This is a genomic window from Acinetobacter sp. AHP123, assembly GCF_023757925.1.
In the GTDB taxonomy this organism is placed as follows: domain Bacteria; phylum Pseudomonadota; class Gammaproteobacteria; order Pseudomonadales; family Moraxellaceae; genus Acinetobacter; species Acinetobacter oleivorans.
In genome coordinates this window covers 860,295-879,644 of record NZ_CP092454.1, presented here as the reverse complement: position 1 = coordinate 879,644, position 19,350 = coordinate 860,295, and the positions used below count along the sequence as shown (strand labels likewise).

Sequence of the window (19,350 nt, the reverse complement as noted above, 5' to 3'; positions counted from 1 at the left end):
AATTGTAGACAAAAGAGAAATAGATTATGACGGATGCAACTGCTGGCAAGATCCCTCACGTTCTGGTCATTATGGATGGTGTTGGTCACCGTGAAGCGACTGAAGATAATGCCTTTCTTGCAGCAAAAACACCGAATTTGGCAGCAATGACCGCAAAGCATCCAAATAGTCTAATTTCTGGTTCTGGCGAAGATGTTGGCTTACCTGATGGACAAATGGGTAACTCTGAAGTTGGTCATATGAACCTTGGCGCAGGCCGTGTTTTATACCAAGACTTTACCCGTATTACTAAAGATATTCGTACTGGTGACTTTTTTAAACATGAAGTGTTGATAGACGCTGTTGAAAAGGCCAAAGCTGCTAATGGCGCTGTTCATATTATGGGCTTGCTCTCAGAAGGTGGCGTCCATTCACATGAAGACCATATTGTGGCGATGTGTGAGCTTGCATTAAAACGTGGTGCGAAAGTTTATTTACATGCTTTCCTTGATGGTCGTGATACACCTCCACGTAGTGCTCAGCCATCTTTAGAAAAATTGGATGCGTTATTTGCTCAATATCCAGGTCAAGGCCGTATCGCGACCATGATTGGCCGCTACTTTGCAATGGACCGCGACAACCGTTGGGATCGCGTTGAACAAGCTTATCGCTTGTTAACTGAAGGCGAGGCACTTCGTACTGCACAAACAGCAGTGGAAGGATTAGAGTTAGCTTATGCAGCCAATGAAAACGATGAGTTTGTAAAGGCGACTCGCATTGGTGATATTGCTAAAGTACAAGACGGTGATAGCGTTGTATTTATGAATTTCCGTGCTGACCGAGCTCGTGAAATTACTCGCGCATTTGTAGAGAAAGATTTTGCTGGCTTTGAGCGTAAAGTTGTTCCAAATCTTTCTAAATTTGTGATGCTTACGCGTTATCAAGCTAGCATTGATGCGCCAGTTGCATACATGCCAGAAGCTCTCAAAAATTCATTGGGTGAATATTTATCTTCTCTTGGAAAGACTCAGTTACGTATTGCCGAAACTGAAAAATATGCTCATGTAACATTCTTCTTTAGTGGTGGGCGTGAAGATGAATATCCAGGTGAGAAACGTATTTTAATTCCATCTCCAAACGTTGCGACATACGATCTTAAGCCTGAAATGAGTGCTTATGAAGTAACTGATGAATTGGTTAAAGCCATTAACTCTGGTGAATACGATTTATTGGTTGTGAACTATGCCAATGGTGATATGGTAGGCCATACAGGTATTTTTGATGCGGCAGTTAAAGCAGTTGAAGCAGTCGACCTTTGCCTAGGACGTGTCTATGAGGCAGTTATGGCGAAAAAAGGCCATATGTTGATTACTGCTGACCATGGTAACGTTGAACAGATGCAAGACTACGAGAGTGGTCAAGTTCATACTCAACATACAACGGAACTTGTACCGTTTATCTATGTTGGCCCAACACAAGCAACAATTGCAGAAGGTGGTGTGCTTGCCGATGTAGCACCAACGATTCTCAATTTAATGCAGATTCCTGTTCCTGCTGAAATGCAAGGACGTAACCTGATTACATTATCTGCATAAACCAAAGGTGATTGGATGCTGCAACACATTAAATATAAAAAACTTATTGTAAGTATGTTGCTGTGTTGCAGCCAATTTTCTTTTGCGGCGCCAGTTGTAAAAGAGAAATTGTCACCTTTGCATTCTGATTCGGAAGAACCTGAACATAGCTATGCAGAGGTGCCGATCGAATCGATTCAACAGTTTGTACAAATCTATGGAATCGTTCGAGATAACTATGTCGATGTGAAGTCTGACGATGCCTTATTTCAACAAGCCATTAAAGGGTTAGTGAGTGGGCTAGATCGTTATTCACGTTATTTGTCGGCAGAAGAATATCGTCAACTCATTCAATATACCGAAGGTGACCTTGCCTCGGTTGATTTTGCTTTAAGCCCTGAATTGCATCTCCATAAATGGATAATTCGTGATCTTAAAACAGGTTCAGACTCATACAAATTAGGTCTGAGAAATGGTCAGACGATTCTCAAGATTGATAATCAAGACCTAAAAAACTTAAATCAAGATCAGGTGCTCGGACTGCTTTACGGTTCTATCGGAAGTACGCTTCAAGTACAGGCAGAAGAGTTAAGTGGAAACATTAACTTAGTTCGTAATAAAAAAATAGAAACCGATATCGAACCTGTAATGCTACATAATCAGGTTTTAGTACTCAAAATTAGAGTATTCCAGCAAGACACTGCTAATGAAATTAAACGGTTAATTGAAGAAAATAGTTCACCACGTTTAAAAGCCGTTTTAATCGATTTGCGCAATAATCCGGGTGGATTGTTATCAGCAGCAGTCGAGTCAGCAGATTTGTTTTTAAATAACGGGATTATTGTTTCAACTAAAAGTCGTTCGGAAGGTAATCAGCAATTTCAGGCTTTGCCCGGTAATGAATTTCAGAATATAAAATTAGGTATATTAATTAATCATCGCTCTGCATCGGCAGCCGAAGTTTTTACTGCAGCCATGAAAGAACACCAGCGTGCATGGGTCATGGGTGAAAAAAGTTATGGAAAAGGCGTAGTGCAAAAGCTATTTCCTTTGCCAAGTGGTGCGGCACTACAAATGACAGTCTCACATTACTACACACCAAACGGCAATATGATTGAAGGGCAAGGTATTCAGCCTAATCAGACCTATCCTTTGCCCCCAGAAATGAAAGAAGACGTCTATTTAGATCGCGTTGCAGACTTATTTCTAAAGAAAAAGTAGTTTTATACTTCCTCTCCCAATTCGGTATCTAAGCCAAACTTTTTCAGTCGATAGCGTAAAGAACGAAAGGTCATTCCTAGCTTTTTAGCTGCTAATGTTCGGTTCCAATGTGTCATGTCCAATGCGTTCAATAGAAGATCTTTTTCAATATTTTCTAAGTAGCGTTCTAAACCTTCCAGTGGTAATTTTGGCCGAGTTTGGGCAATCGCAGTTGACGGGTCATTCACTGGTTGAGTAGTGATTTGAGAGTTAACACTACTGCCTCTAAGAAGAGGTGCTAGATGGGTTAAATCAATAAATTCATCATCACTTAAGGTAATAGCTCGTTCAATCATATTTCTTAATTCACGAACATTACCCGGAAAATCTTGCTGCAATAAATAAGTTTCACCAGTTGTAGTTAATTGTTTGCTTGGAATTTCCCATTCCATACAAACTTTTTGAATAAAATGATTGGCTAATAACAAAATATCGCCACCGCGCTCACGTAGTGGCGGCAACATGATATCCATCACATGAATACGGAAAAATAAGTCCTGACGGAATTTACCTTGTCGGACTAACAAATCTAAATCTTGGTGGCTGGCGCTGATTACACGAAAATCAACATCAATTTCCTGATCTGAACCTACTGGACGAATTTTTTTCTCTTGCACGGCCCGAAGCAATTTAACTTGCATACTTAAAGGCAATTCGGCAATTTCATCTAAAAATAAACTACCGCCATGAGCAGACAAAATAAGGCCTTGTTTATCTTGAGTCGCTCCAGTAAAACTTCCTTTTTTATGTCCAAAAAGTTCACTTTCCATGAGCTCAGTTGGGATGGCTCCACAGTTAATCGCAATAAAAGGACCTTCGCTGCGATTACTCAAGCGGTGAATAAGATTAGCAACAACCTCTTTACCTGTACCAGACTCGCCTGTAACAAACACAGGAGCTTGAGAGCGGGCTATTTTTTTAATAGCTGTTCGTAAGTTTTGTATTGGGGGAGAACGACCAATTAATAGGTCATTTTCCAAAGTTGTTTCACCAAACTCATGCTCTGGTTTTGGCTGGTTAAGCGCTTTTTTTAATAACTGATCTAAATGAATTTGGTTAATAGGTTTACTTACAAAGTCAAAAGCTCCTGCCTTTAACGCTGCAATTGCAATATCCATATTGCCGTATGCAGTTAAAACTGCAATTGGTGTGTGTGGGTAAGTTTGAGAAACATGTTTAACCAATTCTAAACCGCTACCATCGGGTAGGTTTAAATCGGTTAAACATGCATCGTAATGAAACTGAGTAAAGAGTTGTTTGGCCTGTTCAACCCGATAAGCAAGATGTGTTTTAATCCCCATTCGTGCAAGAGTCATTTGCATTAACAGGCACAAATCTTCTTCATCGTCTACAAGCAAAACCAGTGGTTGCTGTTCTGCCATTTCCCCAAAAACCTAATAAAAAATCAATATATTATTGGGCATTCCATTCGGAAGCATGCCCCTTGTTTTTGCTCTACATAAGTGAGCTTTGCATGGTTTGCCTCACAAAAACTATGAGACAAATATAATCCTAAACCAGTTCCATTAATTTCGGTACTAAAAAATGGTTTAAATAATTGAGATATATCACGTTTTGAAACCCCTTCGCCGTAATCGATCACATCAATATAAATTTTATTTGTTTGTGAGTGAATGTTGATCAGAACATGGGAGGAATCGGGTGCATTATGTCGTAAAGCATTTCTGACAAGGTTAATGAGCACCTGCCTAAGTTGTTTCTCGTCAAATAATAATTTTAAGGATGAATCGGAAATTTTAAGCTGTATAGAATGTTTAACATCTAAAAGATCTTCGTCTAATAACGTCTTTATGAAATTGTTTAATTCAATCTGGATTGGGTAAGTTCTTTCGCTGCTAGCCAGTCCTAATGTGTCTTGAACAATACTATCGATGCGTTTGGTTTGCTTACCAATCATACGGCGTAAAGTATTTTGCTGTTCTAAATCACTATCTTTAAGTAATTCATTTGCCTGAACAATGGCTGCTAAGGGGTTGCGGATTTCATGTGCAATGCTGGCTGAAAGTTGCCCTAAGGCAGCAAGTTTGAGTTGTTGAGCTTGCTGATTAATTTGCTGTGCATCTTGTAAGATGAGTAGCGTCAATGCTTGCTGCGGCACCACAAGATGTTGCACTTTAATGTTAATAGAATATGCCGATAGCCGAGACTCAAAAATAAATCGATCGCCTTCTTGCAGGTTATCAAACTTAAGAATTTCAAATAAATCGGGGTGCCATTTCGCTAAAGGATATTTTTCACTCGCAAATTGAGGAGGAATCCCTAACAGAGAGCAGGCAGCTGGATTACTTAAAACAATGGCGTAGTTTTCATCTAGAACCAAATAGCCTTCTTCAATTTGTTCCAAAATATAGCGGTTAATATTTTGTAGTTGATAGAGTTCTATAGATTGATGGAAAGTCAGTGCTTCAAGTAGTTTAAAGCGCTGTACCGCAATTTGCCCAATGCCATGCACCACAAAAAATAAGAAGGCTAATAAGGCACTATTACCAATCGTATTTAGATTATTGTAGTCAAATAAACTACCAACAAAACGTTGGTAAATAACGGCAATGACAGCAAGTAATGTAATGAGTAAAGACATTCTTGCGCTGAGTAAAATTGCCGAGGTAAATATAGCAATAACATACAGCAAGCTGAGTTGTAGATTTGGTTCGCCTACAGAAAATGTAAGTAAACTCAGGCAGATAATATCAACTACAAAAAATAAAATAAGCTGCTTTGTTGCCTGAGTTGCAACAAACTTAAAACACAAAAGCTGAAGAAGGCTTAATATGGAATAGCCGAGCAGGGTGTAAGAATATAAAGCGGGTTGTTGTAGACTATTGTCGATTTGAGCATCGGTTAAAACCAAAATAATATTGAGGCTAACCGCAATAATAAGACGATATAAACCATACCACGTGCCCAAACGAAAAATCGTATGGGACAACGATGAGTTTAATGGAAATTGCATATAAGTTTAATTATGGCTTGATCAAACCATAACGGATCGCAAGATGAGTGAGTTTAACGTCGCTATCGATAGCGAGTTTTTCAAAAATACGGTAGCGGTAAGTATTAACCGTTTTTACACTTACAAAAAGTTTGTCCGCAATTTCCTGAGCGCTAATACAATTTACAACCATCATTGCAACTTGCATTTCTCGTTCGGATAAAGCGTCAAAAGGCGATTGTTGCGTGTCAGATAGATAGGAACTCGCCAACTGCTCAGCAATATCGGCACTGAAGTATTTGCCACCTTGCATGACTTTGTTGATTGCCCGAACCATTTCTGTAATTGGAGCACCTTTAGTGATATAGCCTTTAGCTCCTGCTTTAAGCAGAAGAGAAGGGTACGGTTCTTCTGATAAACCACTTACAGCAATAACTTTTGTGTCTGGTGCGGTTTGTAGTAAACGACGTGTCGTTTCTACGCCCCCGATGCCTGGCATGTTGACATCAAGCAACACAACTTGAGGATGTTTCTGACGAACAATAGCAATTGCTTCTTCACCCGATTCGGCTTGTCCAATGACCTCTACATCGGCATGATCTTCTAACATACGGCAAATGCCTGTACGTACAAGTTCATGGTCATCCACAACTAAAACTGTAATCAAGAAGACCTCCTTTCTTTTAAAAAACAAGTTTTTTGTTACATAAAGCAAAATTAGCTTGCAATGGAATGACAAAATTAGCAATCCTATTCTTATATAGTGAGCGAATAGTTGTGCACAATTGTGTCGGTAAAAGCGTTATACCTTATACCTCAAATGTAAGGCATAATTATAGTAAGCGCAAATGTGTATCACCCTGAGTCGAGTATTGTGCCGTGAAAAATTCTAAAAAGTCTTTAATACATGTGCTAAGCATGTCTATTTTGCTTAGTTTGAGTTCAACAAGCTTTGCAGAACTCGTCAATAACCCGTCCTCAGGGAGTAGTGGTACTGCAAGCTTAAATTGGTCTTCAGCTGATGCTAGCCAATTTTTGAATGAGGAGGATGATGAGCCAACTCCACAAGGTTCAACGTCTGTAACCACGACATTGCGTGGTGGTAGCGCACCGAAAGTTATAGCATCTGCTCCTAAGCTTGCTCCAATTCGTGATACGAGTGGTTACAATGCTCAGCCGAGTGTAAGTGCTCGAGCTGCGTTAGTGATGGATGCGCAAACGGGTGAAGTGTTGTTTAGTAAAAATACCAATGCTTCTGTGCCAATTGCGTCTATTACCAAGTTAATGACAGCAGTGGTAACAGCAGATGCTCGTTTAAACATGTCAGAAGAAATTATGCTTGAGCAAATTGATTTTGCTGGGGCAAACGGTAAAAATTCAAGTTCAACACTCCGTGTTGGCGACAAAATGAACCGTGCAGAAGTATTGTTGTTTGCTTTGATGAAGTCTGAAAATCCCGCAGCGGCAGCTTTAGCGCGTACTTATCCGGGCGGTCGTCCTGCATTCGTAGCGGCAATGAACGCTAAAGCACGTGCTTTAGGTATGAATGCAACTCATTATTATGAGTCAACTGGTTTAGATCCACGCAATGTATCTTCTGCGCGTGACTTAGGGATTTTAGCGAGTACGGCTTCTCAATATGGTTTGATTCGTCAGTTCTCAACTACACCGACCTATGACTTTAACTTGGGTTATCGTGTGTTGAAATCTAATAATACCAATGCTCTAGTGCGTAATGGTGGTTGGAATATTAACTTGTCTAAAACAGGTTATATCAATGAAGCAGGCCGCTGTGTTGTCATGCATACGACTGTAAACTCGCGTCCAGCAGTGATTGTATTACTTGGCGAGCCAAGTACGCAGGCACGTAATAACGATGCAACTAACCTATTGGGTTGGTTAAGTAATTTACCAAAACGTATTTAATTTAAATATTCTAAAAACGCTTCTTTCAAGAAGCGTTTTTTTATGGCTATAAAAAAGACATAAAAAAACGGCTGTATTGAACAGCCGTTTTTTGAAAACTCAGATTTTACATATTAGATAAAATCGAATCTTTTACTTGGCTCATTGTCGCATCAATTGACAACATTACTGCATCAGCACATTGTTTAATTGCAGTGTCAGGATCTTTCAAGCCATTACCAGTTACTGTACATACAATGACAGAACCTTCAGCAATCTTACCTGCTTTAATATCGCGAATCGCACCGCCAATAGAAGCAGCAGATGCTGGTTCAACAAATACGCCTTCATACATAGAAAGTAAGCGTTGAGCTTCTAAAATTTCGCTGTCTTGAAGTTCATCGAACCAGCCTTTAGAGTCACGTACTACAGCTTTTGCATGGTTCCAGCTTTGTGGATTACCAATACGAATTGCAGTTGCAACTGTTTCAGGGCTTTCAACTGGAGCACCACGTAAGAATGGAGCTGCGCCAGAAGCTTGGTAACCCACCATTGTTGGTAAACCTTCAGGTTTTGGACCAGTGAATTGATCAGTAGCTGCATCATAAATCACTTGTTCAAACTGATCAGCAGGTTGGTTTGCTACAGCTTCGGTATAACCCATCCAGTGAGCAGTGATGTTACCTGCGTTACCAACAGGTAAGCAGTGATAATCAGGTGCGCGGCCTAAAGCTTCAACGATTTCATAAGCAATAGTTTTTTGACCTTGCAAACGGTAAGGGTTGATTGAGTTTACAATCGTTACAGGTGCTTGATCAGCAACTTCTTTTACAAGACGCATACCATCATCGAAGTTACCACGAATTTGCATAGTGATCGCACCATACATCATCGCTTGCGCCATTTTACCCATTGCAATTTTGCCTTCTGGAATCAAAACAAATGCTTTGATACCTGCACGTGCAGCATAAGCAGCAGCAGCAGCAGAAGTGTTACCAGTAGATGCACAGATAATCGCTTTAGAGCCTTCTTCAACCGCTTTGGTTACAGCCATGGTCATACCACGGTCTTTAAATGAACCAGTTGGGTTTAAGCCCTCATATTTCACATAAATTTCAACATCTTTGCCAATAATACGTGGAATATTCTCAAGTTTAATGAGTGGGGTGTTGCCTTCACCCAAAGAGATAGCACGAGTAGTTGCCGAAACTGGCAAACGGTCACGATAACGATCTACAAGACCAGTATAACGATTGGCATTAGACATGATGGTGTTCCAATTAGAGGTGAAGCGGGAGAGGGAATCTTTCCCTCAACCTGATTAACTATCGAGCGATTCTAAACGAATTCTTACGATTTCGCCACGAATAGCAGGTAATGCTTGGATTTGTGCAAGAGCCTCATCCATTTTAGATTCAACGATTGGATCGGTCAGAATCACGATTGGAATAAGGTCTTTTAAACGGGATTGTTGCATGATGGCATCAATACTAATTCCAGCGCGACTTAAGATGGTAGTAACATCTGCAAGTACGCCAGTTTGATCTTCTGCATTTAAGCGGATGTAATAACCAGTGGTCATTTCTTCACGGCTTAAAATTGGCACATTTGTTAATGCTTCAAAAGCCAACTGAGGAATTGTTCCTGCACCGTCTTCGGTATAAGAGATGTCACGAACAATATCAATTACATCGGCAACAACAGCAGAAGCTGTTGGACCAGCACCCGCACCAGCACCGTAATAGAGCGTTGGGCCTACAGCATGCGCTTGAACTAAAACAGCATTTTTAACGCCGTTTACATTCGCAATAAGCTGTTCATCTGGAATGAGCGTTGGGTGAACACGTAGTTCAATACCCTTTTCAGCGCGACGTGCAATTCCTAGGTGTTTAATGCGGAAACCAAGTTCTTCTGCATATTTCACATCTTGTGCAGTGATTTTACTGATACCTTCGGTATAGACCTTATCAAACTGAAGAGGAATACCAAAAGCACAAGACGCTAAAATTGTAAGCTTGTGCGCAGCATCAATACCTTCAACGTCAAAAGTTGGGTCTGCTTCTGCATAACCAAGTTCTTGAGCTTCTTTTAATACATCATCAAATGCACGACCTTTTTCACGCATTTCAGTCAGAATAAAGTTGCCTGTACCATTAATGATGCCTGCCAACCATTCAATATGGTTTGCAGCAAGGCCTTCACGGATGACTTTAATAATTGGAATACCGCCAGCAACTGCTGCTTCATAAGCAATTTGTACAGCATTGTCTTCTGCTGCTTTAAATAATTCATTGCCATGTTCAGCGAGTAACGCTTTATTTGCAGTCACGACTTGTTTGCCGTGTTTGATCGCTTCCATGATTACTTCGTAAGCAGGGTGGATCCCACCCATAACTTCTACAACTACATCAACGTCTGGTTGACGAACGATGTCAAGTAAATCGGCGCTTTGTTTAATCCCTTCCAATTCTAGATCTGGACGAGGGCGGCGTGTTCCAACGTGGGTAATTTGAATTTCTCGACCGGTGCGACGTTTAATTTCAGCGGCATTTTCTTGTAGTAGTTTAAGGGCTCCTCCACCTACGGTTCCTAGACCGAGTATTGCCAGGCGAACTGGTTTCACGTCACACTCCATTCATCATTTAATCATTTAGTTGAAGCTAGATCATAGCTAAAAAAAACGCCAGACTCTAGCGCTTTTAGTGCCTGTTCAATGAATTAGAGTGCGATGTTTGGAAAAGAAGAGTAGATCAGTCTTTAAACACAGAGAGTTAAAGCATTATTTATTGAAAAAACAAAGCGCTGCAATGAGAGCAGCGCTTTTTGTAAGAGATAGATGATTAATTATTCATCAACTTTAAATGGATTATTTATCCAGACGTTTAATTAATTCATCTGGTGTTAGATATCCACCTAAGTACTCGCCATCAACACTATAAATAGCAGGTGTACCATTTACACCCATGTTTAAGCCAAGTTGATATTGTTCACGAACAGGGTTTTTACATTGAGCAGGCGGAATATTGACACCTTGTACTGCTTGGCTAAAGGCAGCTTTACGATCTGCACTACACCATACAGCTTCCATGGTCGGCATAAATTGCTCACCACGTGGCCAAGCGATATAGCGTACTTCAATACCCTTTTCATTAATTTCAGGTATGTGCTCATGTAGTTTATGGCAATAAGGACAGCTTGCATCGGTAAACACATAAATCACATGTTTAGCTTTACCGCCTTTCGCTGGGTAAACAATCAAATCTTCATTTTTTAACGCAGCAAGATGCTTTTTATTTTCCGAAGCTTGGAGATTATCTCCAATATTATGAAGCTCTTTGCCTCCTAGTCGGATTACATCACCCTGAATTAAATATTTTCCATCACTGGTTGTATAAATCGATGTCATCCCTTCGAGGTTCACCCAATACAAATTAGGAACTTCAGTCGGCTTGATATCTAAAATTTTGGCGTTGATATTTGCATTCTTAAATTGTTTCTGCAAAGTTTCGATCAAACGCTGTTTATCATTACGTTCGATAATGGTTGAAGCTTCCCCAGTAGCAGGTGCAGTCGCTGTGAGCGCATCTTCTTTTTGTGGTTTGTTTTCTTTAGAACAAGCACTGAACAAAAGGCTAGATGCCAGAGTGCAGGCAAGAAAAATTTGAGAGCGGGTAAAAGACATAGATAACCCTTATTTCATCAGTATTTATAGTCAGAAGCTGCTAAGCATAACAAAAAATCTAATGTGTATTGTTAAAACTTTCTTAACCTTTGTGAACGAAATCAAACGATTGATATGAAATAATTGTCTGGAACTTTAAATCTTTATCATCCTCTAGGGTGATGTTTTTCATGTAATTGTTGCATTCGTACTTGTGCAACATGTGTATAGATTTGTGTTGTAGATAAATCGCTATGACCCAGTAACATTTGTACTACGCGTAAATCAGCGCCATGATTGAGCAAGTGTGTTGCAAAGGCGTGACGTAAGGTGTGAGGTGAGAGTTCAGCTTGAATATTGGCTTGAAGCGCATAGCGTTTAATGGCATACCAAAAGTTCTGACGGCTCATAATTCCGCCATGTTGAGTTAAAAAAAGATAGTCAGTCGAGCTTTTGTAGAGCTGAGGCCGAGCATTATGCAAATAGCGTTCTACCCATTCACAAGCGAATTGTCCTAATGGAACTAAACGTTCTTTATTGCCTTTACCTGTAACACGTAAATAGCCTTGCTTTAAATTAATGAGCTCTAATCGCAAGTTAAGTAGTTCTGAAACACGTAAACCGCAGGCGTAAAGTACTTCAAACATTGCTCGATCACGTAAGCCAAGTGCTGTATTGATATCGGGTGCTTGGATCAGTGCTTCAACATCTTCTTCAGATAAATCTTTGGGTAAGGCCCGTCCAATTTTTGGAGAATGGTGAGTTGCTACAGGATTATCGCTTCGTAATTTCTGTTCACGTAAAAATTTGTAAAACTGGCGTAGAGCAGATAAGCAGCGAGCAATCGAGCGGGGGCTTTTCCCGACTTTGGTCAACTCAATCAAAACATCAGCAATATCATCACTTGTCCACTGTGGAAGAGCTGTTTTTTTATGAAGTTCACTGCATTGAATGAGGTCAGATAAATAAGCATTTCGTGTATGTGGACTCACTGTCTGGGCAACTAAATAGTCTCGAAAACCTTGTAAAAAGCTTAAATGTTCAGGAATTTGAACTGGGCTTGGAATACGCGGTTTTTTATTCAACATACACTAGATCCTCTAAACCTCTGTACTGTAAAAGAAACTTTAAGGTTTGTCGATTAAACTGAATAAGAAGTGAAATTTAACCTTATTTGGTAATTATTCTCATTTATATGTATACTAGAAAAAAAGGTTTAGGATCGGATGCGGTGCGTTTATCAGCTTTAAAAGTGAAGCAAGCGGCGACCATCACCAAAGTGAATCGGATAGAAGTAGAGTCCGAGCAGCAAGATTTGGTCGCAATTCGTTTGGAAAGTCTGGGGTTTGTACCAGGCACACGAGTGGAAGTGATTACCAAGGGTATTTTTGGTGGTGATCCGATCTTGATCCAAATTGGCTTTACTCGTTTCGCTTTACGTAAAGCAGAAGCGGAAAAAATTGAAATTCTAGTAGAAGAAGGAGTACCCGCATGAGTGATGCGTTACGTATTGCCCTTGTGGGAAACCCTAACTGTGGTAAAACCTCTCTTTTCAACCATTTAACTGGAACTCGACAAAAAGTTGCAAACTATGCGGGCGTAACTGTTGAGCGTAAAGTAGGTCATTTTCAGTTACCGTCAGGTCGAGCAGTGCGCGTACTCGATTTACCGGGTACATATAGTCTAAATGCAACTAGTCCTGATGAAGTTATTACCCGTGACGTTTGTTTGGGTAAGATTGCAGAAGAAGGGCAGCAAGATGCATTTTTGTGTGTGGTTGATGCCACTAACTTAAAATTGCATTTAGGACTGGTGCTTGAAATGATCGGGCTAGGCCGTCCGATTTTACTTGTACTCAATATGATGGATGAAGCGCGTCGTCGTGGCATCCAAATTAATACTCAAAAGTTATCTCAACGTTTGGGTGTGCCCGTTGTTGAAACAGTTGCTGTTCGTAATGCGGGTATTGAAAATTTATTACATGCCCTTGATCAAGAAAAATACAGTGTGCCACAAACCGAATTGAGTGGTTTAACTGGAACTCATCATCAAAAAATCGATATGATTTTTAAAGATGTTGTTCATTATGTTGAGCAGGGTGATAAGCGTACTGATTTTCTAGATCGAATTTTCTTGCATCCAGTTTTAGGCCTGCTCAGCCTTGCACTCATGATGTTTATTGTGTTCCAAGCAGTTTTTGCGTGGGCAGCCCCATTCATGGATGGCATTGAAGGTTTCTTCGGCTGGTTGGGTGAAGTAATAGGAAGCGTAATTACACAGCCCCTACTACATAGTTTGGTTGTTGATGGAATTATCGCGGGTGCTGGTGGCGTAGTGGTGTTCTTGCCACAAATTCTGATCTTGTTCTTCTTCATTTTAGTATTAGAAGAATCGGGCTATTTACCGCGTGCAGCATTTTTGCTTGATAAATTAATGTTTCAAGCTGGTTTAAGTGGACGAGCTTTCATTCCTTTACTTTCAAGCTTTGCCTGTGCAGTACCGGGCATCATGGCAACGCGTAGTATTAGTGACCCTCGTGATCGCTTTACAACCATTATGGTTGCGCCATTAATGACTTGTTCGGCACGTTTACCTGTATATGCCTTGCTGATTGCTGCATTTATTCCAGAGAAAATGGTCTGGGGTATTTTCAACCTACAAGGTCTGGTGCTATTCGGTCTGTATATGGCTGGTATTGTGAGTGCGCTTTGTGTTTCATTTTTAATGAAATTCTTCCAAAAAGATAAGTCTCAACATGCCTTATTGCTAGAGCTGCCGAGTTATCGTTTCCCTGATTTAAAAAGTGTGGGAATCGGTTTGCTCGACCGTGCAAAGATCTTCTTAAAACGCGTCGGCGGAATCATTTTTGCGCTCTCTATTTTGCTATGGTTTTTGTGTACTTTCCCCCAACCACCAGAAGGGGCGACATTACCAGCTATAGATTATAGTTTTGCCGGTATGCTCGGACACCTTATTCAACCTTTATTTGCTCCAATTGGATTTAACTGGCAAATCTGTATTGCTTTAATTCCAGCAATGGCAGCGCGTGAAGTTGTGGTTGCAGCATTAGGTACGGTTTATGCCTTGTCTGCAACGAGTGACGATGCTGTAGCTCAAGGTTTGTCACATCTGATTAGTGCTGATGGTACAGGTTGGTCTTTGGCAACAGGATTGTCGCTTTTAGTGTGGTTCATTTATGCCCCACATTGTTTGGCTACGTTGGCAACAGTACGACGTGAAACAGGTTCATGGAAACATGTTGCTGCCATGACTGCATATCTGTTCGGTTTGGCTTATTTGGCATCGTTTGTTACCTATCAAATTGCTTCCCACTATTGGGGTTAAAGCAAGAAAGGAGGTTGTATATGATTCAATATCTGATTATTGCGGTTGTAGTGAGTTGGAGTGCGGTTGTTGTTTTTAAGAAAGTATTTCCAAAAACAGCAAATTCAGTCTTTTCATCACTCTCTGTATTTTGTGAAAAGCAGGGTTGGACAACTTTGGCAAAATGGCTTAAACCAAAAATGACCTTTGGTTGTGCTGGTGGTTGTGGTTGTTCAAGCGAAGATAAACCTACCAATACTGTTCAAGAAATTAAGCCGATTAAATGGCAATAAATTTAGTATTTCCTGTTTCGTTTAAAAAGCCATCATATTGATGGCTTTTTTACGCACTGACACAAAAAAAGATGAATAAAGTTCAAACTGAAAAAGCATTCAAAACAGCAAAGTGCTAACATTTTTGCCATTCTGTCGATTGATAAATTGTGGGGCAAAAATGTTAATACAACGTGGTGGATTAAAAGTTGTCGCAGGCTTAGGAATATCAGGTGTATCTGCTGTTAATTTCCTGCATGAACAAGGCTACCAAGTTGCAGTAACGGACTCTCGTCCAACCCCTCCTGGTCATGACCAGATTCCAGCTGGCGTTAAAACCAGTTTTGGTCAACTTGACCAAGAATTATTATTACAAGCAGAAGAAATTATTTTAAGCCCAGGCCTTGCACCACAATTACCAGAAATTCAGGCAGCTATTGCTCAAGGGATTTCAGTAGTAGGCGACATTCAACTATTACGCCGTGCGACCGAAGTGCCTATTGTGGCTATTACGGGTTCTAATGCCAAAAGTACCGTAACGACTCTAATTGGTTTAATGGCTAAAGATGCGGGTAAAAAAGTTGCTGTGGGTGGAAACCTAGGACGCCCAGCTTTAGACTTGCTAAAAGACCAACCAGAGTTGCTTGTACTTGAGCTATCAAGTTTTCAGTTGGAAACCACCTCACATTTAAATGCTGAGGTTGCTGTGGTTCTTAACATGAGTGAAGATCACTTAGATCGTCATGGCGATATGTGGGGTTATCACCAAGCAAAACACCGTATTTTCCAAGGCGTTAAAAAAGTTATATTTAACCGTGATGATGCTTTAAGTCGCCCTCTTGTTCCAGATACAACTCCAATGCAAAGCTTTGGTCTAAATGCACCAGACTTAAATCAATATGGTGTTTTAAGAGAGGGTGATGGCACGCTTTGGCTTGCACGTGGTTTGCAGCGTTTAATTAAAAGCTCAGATTTATATATTCAAGGCATGCACAACGTAGCCAATGCTTTAGCTTGTTTGGCATTAGGTGAAGCAATTGGTTTGCCAATGGAATCTATGCTTGAAACCTTAAAACAATTTAAAGGATTAGAGCACCGCTGTGAGTATGTGAGAACAGTACATGATGTACGTTATTATAATGACTCTAAAGGGACTAACGTTGGTGCTACACTTGCAGCAATTGATGGTTTAGGGGCTGCAATTGAGGTTAAAAAAGGTAAGGTTGCCTTGATTTTAGGTGGGCAGGGTAAAGGTCAGGATTTTGCTCCATTACGTTCTTCTATCGAAAAATATGCCAAAGTTGTGGTATTGATTGGTGAGGATGCACCTGTTATCGAACAGGCTATTCAAGGCGCAACCAAAATTTTGCATGCAGCAACACTTAAAGAAGCTGTAGAGCTGTGTCAACGTGAAACACAAGCTGAAGATGTGGTGTTGTTATCACCAGCCTGTGCAAGTTTTGATATGTTTAAAAGTTATAATGACCGTGGTCAGCAGTTTGTTGCCTGTGTCAATTCGTTGGTTTAAAGAAAACATGATTAGGAATGTAGTATGGCAGGCTTAGCTCAGACCACAATCCAGAAAATCAATCATTGGTATGAACGGATATTGCCTAAATGGCCAGCGGAAGTGACGCCACGTAATGTCTTGATTTTCTGTGTCGTTGCATTGTTGTGTATCGGTTCAGTGATGGTGGCGTCTGCTTCGATGCCCTATGCTGAATATATGCATGAAAACCCGTTTCACTATGTGATTCGTCATGGTATTTCGATTGTCGCTGCGGCTGTGGTGGCATATTTGACCTATCGAATATCACTCAATACGTGGTTTAAAAATACTTTCCCGCTGTGGTTGTTGACCATGGTTCTGTTACTTGCTGCTTTGGTGGTAGGTTCAGAAGTGAACGGTTCTACACGTTGGATTAAGATCGGTGGCTTTACTTTACAGCCAACCGAGGTTGCCAAAGTCATGATGGCAATCTTTACCGCAGACTACGTTGTGCGCCGTGCCAAAGAAGTTCGTACTCATTGGAAAGGCTTATTACGTTTAAGTGGGGTTATGGCAATTACGGTTGGTTTGATTATTGCTGAGCCTGACTTGGGTGCTACGATCGTAATTGTATTGATGATGGTCGGGGTATTCTTTTTAGCTGGTGCACCGCCAACACAGTTCTTAATTATGTTAGGTGCGATTGTAACCGGTATTGTCTTTTTGATTTTGTTTGAACCATATCGTTTCCAGCGTTTGATTTCATTTACTGACCCATGGGCAGATCCATTAGGGGTAGGATACCAGTTATCAAATGCATTAATGGCCTTTGGTCGTGGTGAATGGTTTGGTACAGGCCTAGGACATAGTGTCCAAAAGCTATCTTATTTACCTGAAGCGCATACTGACTTTATGTTGGCGGTGTTAGGTGAAGAGTTTGGTTTCTTTGGTATTTCAATTGTCATTGGTTTGTCTTTCTTGATGTTGGCATGCTGTATCAAAATTGGTCATCGTGCATTGAAACATCATTATCTTCGTGCAGGTTATCTGGCTTACGGTATCAGTATTATTTTCTTGCTCCAGATCTTGGTAAATGCGGGCATGAATATGGGGTTGATGCCGACTAAAGGTTTGACTCTGCCATTTATTAGTTATGGTGGTACATCTTTAATGATGTGTGCTGCGATGATTAGCTTGATCTTAAAGATTGATGCTTCAACCCAAGAAGTAAACCCAGAAAGGGAAGAATCAAACTTTTAGTTGAACATTAGGCATGAGAAAACCCGATTTGATATCGGGTTTTTTTATTTATAGATAGGTTCCGCTGAGCTCTTGTCCATGTGGAATTAAATCAACATTCCACTGTGCTACAGCTTGCTTGAGCATCACTTTAGGCTGGTCTAAATCAACATGAGGTTGTCCCAATGCTCGTACTGCTTGTTGTAGTAATTGAGGCGCTTTAGATAAATCGAGTGCTTGAGCAAGGTTTTGTTTAGAGAGCTTTTGCCCTTGATCATTCATGGCGAGAGGGAGGTGCATATAGCTCAGTTTAGGGTATCCTAAGAGCTCGCCAAGCCAGATCTGACGTTCAGTGTTATCTAATAGGTCTGAGCCTCGAACGACATGGGTGATGCCTTGCAGATAATCATCCACGACGACAGCAAGTTGATAGTTAATAATCCCATCACGGCGTTTAAGAACAAAGTCTCCAAGGTCATGTTGTAGATTAGAACAATGAAGTCCTTGCAGTCGGTCATCAAAACAGATTGGTTGATCTTTAACTTTTACCCGAATTGCTTGGTCTTTAAAATCAAGATTAAGATTGCGGCATGTGCCCGCATAGATTGCATTTGAACCCAGCATTTTGCGTGTACATTGACAAGCATAGATTAGACCCTCTTTTTTAAGTTGATCTAATACACTCTCGTAAATGTCTAAACGGTTTTTTTGAAAGATGATTTCTGCATCGGGTTCGAACTGGAAGGCTTCCAGTGAGGTGAGGATATGCTCTTCACTGCCCGGATAAATACGAGGGATATCTGTGTCTTCGACACGAACCAGCCATTTGCCTCGGTGAGCTTTAGCATCACAATAACTGGCGACGGCGGTAATGAGTGATCCAAAATGCAAAGGGCCGGTTGGCGAGGGCGCAAACCGACCTGAGTATGAAAAGCTAGGCTTTTCTTGAGTAGCTACAGCGGTCATATTAACCGTTATTTTGCTTCTCTTTAATTTCTGCCAAAGTTTTGCAGTCAATACATAACGTTGCAGTTGGACGTGCTTCTAAACGACGTAAACCGATTTCGATACCACATGTTTCACAGAAACCGTAGTCTTCGTTTTTAATTGCTTCCATAGATTGTTCGATTTTACGAATCAACTTACGTTCACGGTCACGTGTACGCAATTCAATTGCAAACTCTTCTTCTTGGGTAGCACGGTCATTTACATCTGGCAATGCAGTTGATTCGTCTTGCATCGTATTCAACGTACGATCAACTTCAGACATTAATTCAGCTTTCCATGCTTGCAGAATTTGTCGGAAATGCTCGAGCTGTCCTTCAGACATGTACTCTTCATTTTTCTTAGGTTGATAAGGTGCAATACCAAATAAACTTGCAGTTGTGCCTATGTCAGAAGTTTTAGGTTTCACTTTACGTGCACGTTTTGCAGAAGCTTTGTCACCTTCCACTACAACTTCTGTATGTTCATCCAAAACTTGGTTGTGGTTGTCATTCGCCATAATAGGGCATTCCTCATCATACACGTATTATCTATACGCAAAAAATATGGTGATATGCAAGTGTTTTTATAGAAAACCATCGATGGGATTTTCCCATCGGGTCGTCATCATATAGATTTTTCCTGCAAGATGATAGTCATTCCGTCCCGTAAATATTTTCAAAACGTGTTTACCCTAGTCATAATTGCAT

17 protein-coding genes are annotated in these 19,350 nt (G+C 40.6%); 8 read left to right on the top strand and 9 right to left on the bottom strand.

The window, feature by feature from the left end:
• Positions 1 to 26: 26 nt before the first annotated feature.
• Both gpmI and MJX77_RS04180 read left to right on the top strand, forming a co-directional pair.
• Entirely contained in the window at positions 27 to 1,574 is a 1,548-nt protein-coding gene (gene gpmI, locus MJX77_RS04185) for a 2,3-bisphosphoglycerate-independent phosphoglycerate mutase (RefSeq protein WP_174727225.1), read from the top strand.
• A gap of 15 nt (positions 1,575 to 1,589) precedes the next feature.
• Positions 1,590 to 2,774 (top strand): S41 family peptidase, encoded by a 1,185-nt coding sequence (locus MJX77_RS04180; protein WP_049838282.1) that lies wholly within the window; start codon positions 1,590 to 1,592, stop codon positions 2,772 to 2,774.
• Between the two features lie 2 nt (positions 2,775 to 2,776).
• Here MJX77_RS04180 and MJX77_RS04175 read toward each other — a convergent pair whose 3' ends face one another.
• From MJX77_RS04175 to gacA, 3 genes are read right to left on the bottom strand one after another with little or no spacing between them, the layout of a single operon-like run.
• Positions 2,777 to 4,195 (bottom strand): sigma-54-dependent transcriptional regulator, encoded by a 1,419-nt coding sequence (locus MJX77_RS04175; protein ID WP_252060611.1) that lies wholly within the window; start codon positions 4,193 to 4,195, stop codon positions 2,777 to 2,779.
• Between the two features lie 23 nt (positions 4,196 to 4,218).
• Positions 4,219 to 5,787, bottom strand: a complete 1,569-nt coding sequence (locus MJX77_RS04170) for a sensor histidine kinase (protein ID WP_252060610.1) — start codon at positions 5,785 to 5,787, stop codon at positions 4,219 to 4,221.
• Between the two features lie 10 nt (positions 5,788 to 5,797).
• Positions 5,798 to 6,433: a response regulator transcription factor GacA gene (gene gacA / locus MJX77_RS04165; RefSeq protein ID WP_003654436.1), complete on the bottom strand. Its 636-nt coding sequence runs from the start codon at positions 6,431 to 6,433 to the stop codon at positions 5,798 to 5,800.
• A gap of 212 nt (positions 6,434 to 6,645) precedes the next feature.
• On the opposite strand from gacA, the gene pbpG reads away from it, so the two are divergent.
• Positions 6,646 to 7,692 (top strand): D-alanyl-D-alanine endopeptidase PBP7/8, encoded by a 1,047-nt coding sequence (pbpG, locus tag MJX77_RS04160; protein WP_128825344.1) that lies wholly within the window; start codon positions 6,646 to 6,648, stop codon positions 7,690 to 7,692.
• 106 nt (positions 7,693 to 7,798) lie between these two features.
• Here pbpG and thrC read toward each other — a convergent pair whose 3' ends face one another.
• The 4 genes from thrC to xerD all read right to left on the bottom strand — a co-directional run bounded on the left by thrC (position 7,799) and on the right by xerD (position 12,420).
• Positions 7,799 to 8,938: a threonine synthase gene (gene thrC, locus MJX77_RS04155; protein ID WP_004795157.1), complete on the bottom strand. Its 1,140-nt coding sequence runs from the start codon at positions 8,936 to 8,938 to the stop codon at positions 7,799 to 7,801.
• A gap of 54 nt (positions 8,939 to 8,992) precedes the next feature.
• On the bottom strand, positions 8,993 to 10,294 hold the full coding sequence (locus tag MJX77_RS04150; protein WP_005301642.1) for a homoserine dehydrogenase: 1,302 nt from the start codon (positions 10,292 to 10,294) through the stop codon (positions 8,993 to 8,995).
• 243 nt (positions 10,295 to 10,537) lie between these two features.
• Complete coding sequence (locus tag MJX77_RS04145) at positions 10,538 to 11,353, bottom strand: DsbC family protein (protein WP_013199128.1); 816 nt, start codon at positions 11,351 to 11,353, stop codon at positions 10,538 to 10,540.
• 146 nt (positions 11,354 to 11,499) lie between these two features.
• Entirely contained in the window at positions 11,500 to 12,420 is a 921-nt protein-coding gene (gene xerD / locus MJX77_RS04140; RefSeq protein WP_252060609.1) for a site-specific tyrosine recombinase XerD, read from the bottom strand.
• 143 nt (positions 12,421 to 12,563) lie between these two features.
• On the opposite strand from xerD, the gene MJX77_RS04135 reads away from it, so the two are divergent.
• The 5 genes from MJX77_RS04135 (at position 12,564) to ftsW (ending at position 17,677) form a co-directional block, all read left to right on the top strand.
• Positions 12,564 to 12,827 carry a FeoA family protein gene (locus MJX77_RS04135; RefSeq protein WP_013199126.1) on the top strand — a complete coding sequence of 88 codons (264 nt, stop codon included), beginning with the start codon at positions 12,564 to 12,566 and terminating at the stop codon, positions 12,825 to 12,827.
• Positions 12,824 to 14,677 carry a ferrous iron transporter B gene (gene feoB / locus MJX77_RS04130; RefSeq protein WP_005301651.1) on the top strand — a complete coding sequence of 618 codons (1,854 nt, stop codon included), beginning with the start codon at positions 12,824 to 12,826 and terminating at the stop codon, positions 14,675 to 14,677. The genes MJX77_RS04135 and feoB overlap by 4 nt, the downstream gene beginning before the upstream one ends.
• A gap of 20 nt (positions 14,678 to 14,697) precedes the next feature.
• On the top strand, positions 14,698 to 14,949 hold the full coding sequence (locus MJX77_RS04125) for a DUF6587 family protein (protein ID WP_013199125.1): 252 nt from the start codon (positions 14,698 to 14,700) through the stop codon (positions 14,947 to 14,949).
• A gap of 160 nt (positions 14,950 to 15,109) precedes the next feature.
• Entirely contained in the window at positions 15,110 to 16,456 is a 1,347-nt protein-coding gene (gene murD, locus MJX77_RS04120) for a UDP-N-acetylmuramoyl-L-alanine--D-glutamate ligase (RefSeq protein ID WP_151767116.1), read from the top strand.
• A 24-nt stretch (positions 16,457 to 16,480) separates the two neighbouring features.
• Positions 16,481 to 17,677: a putative lipid II flippase FtsW gene (gene ftsW / locus MJX77_RS04115; protein WP_004795141.1), complete on the top strand. Its 1,197-nt coding sequence runs from the start codon at positions 16,481 to 16,483 to the stop codon at positions 17,675 to 17,677.
• A gap of 48 nt (positions 17,678 to 17,725) precedes the next feature.
• Here the strand turns inward: ftsW and gluQRS are convergent, their stop codons facing one another.
• Complete coding sequence (gluQRS, locus tag MJX77_RS04110; RefSeq protein ID WP_252060608.1) at positions 17,726 to 18,622, bottom strand: tRNA glutamyl-Q(34) synthetase GluQRS; 897 nt, start codon at positions 18,620 to 18,622, stop codon at positions 17,726 to 17,728.
• Between the two features lies 1 nt (position 18,623).
• Positions 18,624 to 19,160 (bottom strand): RNA polymerase-binding protein DksA, encoded by a 537-nt coding sequence (dksA, locus tag MJX77_RS04105; protein ID WP_002121205.1) that lies wholly within the window; start codon positions 19,158 to 19,160, stop codon positions 18,624 to 18,626.
• Positions 19,161 to 19,350 lie beyond the last annotated feature (190 nt).

Bases quoted from the DNA above. Each gene is read 5' to 3' on its own strand.
- gpmI (WP_174727225.1), top strand. From the start codon at position 27: ATGACGGATGCAACTGCTGGCAAGATCCCTCACGTTCTGGTCATTATG.
- ftsW (WP_004795141.1), top strand. From the start codon at position 16,481: ATGGCAGGCTTAGCTCAGACCACAATCCAGAAAATCAATCATTGGTAT.
- MJX77_RS04125 (WP_013199125.1), top strand. From the start codon at position 14,698: ATGATTCAATATCTGATTATTGCGGTTGTAGTGAGTTGGAGTGCGGTT.
- gluQRS (WP_252060608.1), bottom strand. From the start codon at position 18,622: ATGACCGCTGTAGCTACTCAAGAAAAGCCTAGCTTTTCATACTCAGGT.
- xerD (WP_252060609.1), bottom strand. From the start codon at position 12,420: ATGTTGAATAAAAAACCGCGTATTCCAAGCCCAGTTCAAATTCCTGAA.
- MJX77_RS04170 (WP_252060610.1), bottom strand. From the start codon at position 5,787: ATGCAATTTCCATTAAACTCATCGTTGTCCCATACGATTTTTCGTTTG.
- MJX77_RS04180 (WP_049838282.1), top strand. From the start codon at position 1,590: ATGCTGCAACACATTAAATATAAAAAACTTATTGTAAGTATGTTGCTG.
- MJX77_RS04145 (WP_013199128.1), bottom strand. From the start codon at position 11,353: ATGTCTTTTACCCGCTCTCAAATTTTTCTTGCCTGCACTCTGGCATCT.
- murD (WP_151767116.1), top strand. From the start codon at position 15,110: ATGTTAATACAACGTGGTGGATTAAAAGTTGTCGCAGGCTTAGGAATA.
- feoB (WP_005301651.1), top strand. From the start codon at position 12,824: ATGAGTGATGCGTTACGTATTGCCCTTGTGGGAAACCCTAACTGTGGT.
- MJX77_RS04175 (WP_252060611.1), bottom strand. From the start codon at position 4,195: ATGGCAGAACAGCAACCACTGGTTTTGCTTGTAGACGATGAAGAAGAT.
- thrC (WP_004795157.1), bottom strand. From the start codon at position 8,938: ATGTCTAATGCCAATCGTTATACTGGTCTTGTAGATCGTTATCGTGAC.
- dksA (WP_002121205.1), bottom strand. From the start codon at position 19,160: ATGGCGAATGACAACCACAACCAAGTTTTGGATGAACATACAGAAGTT.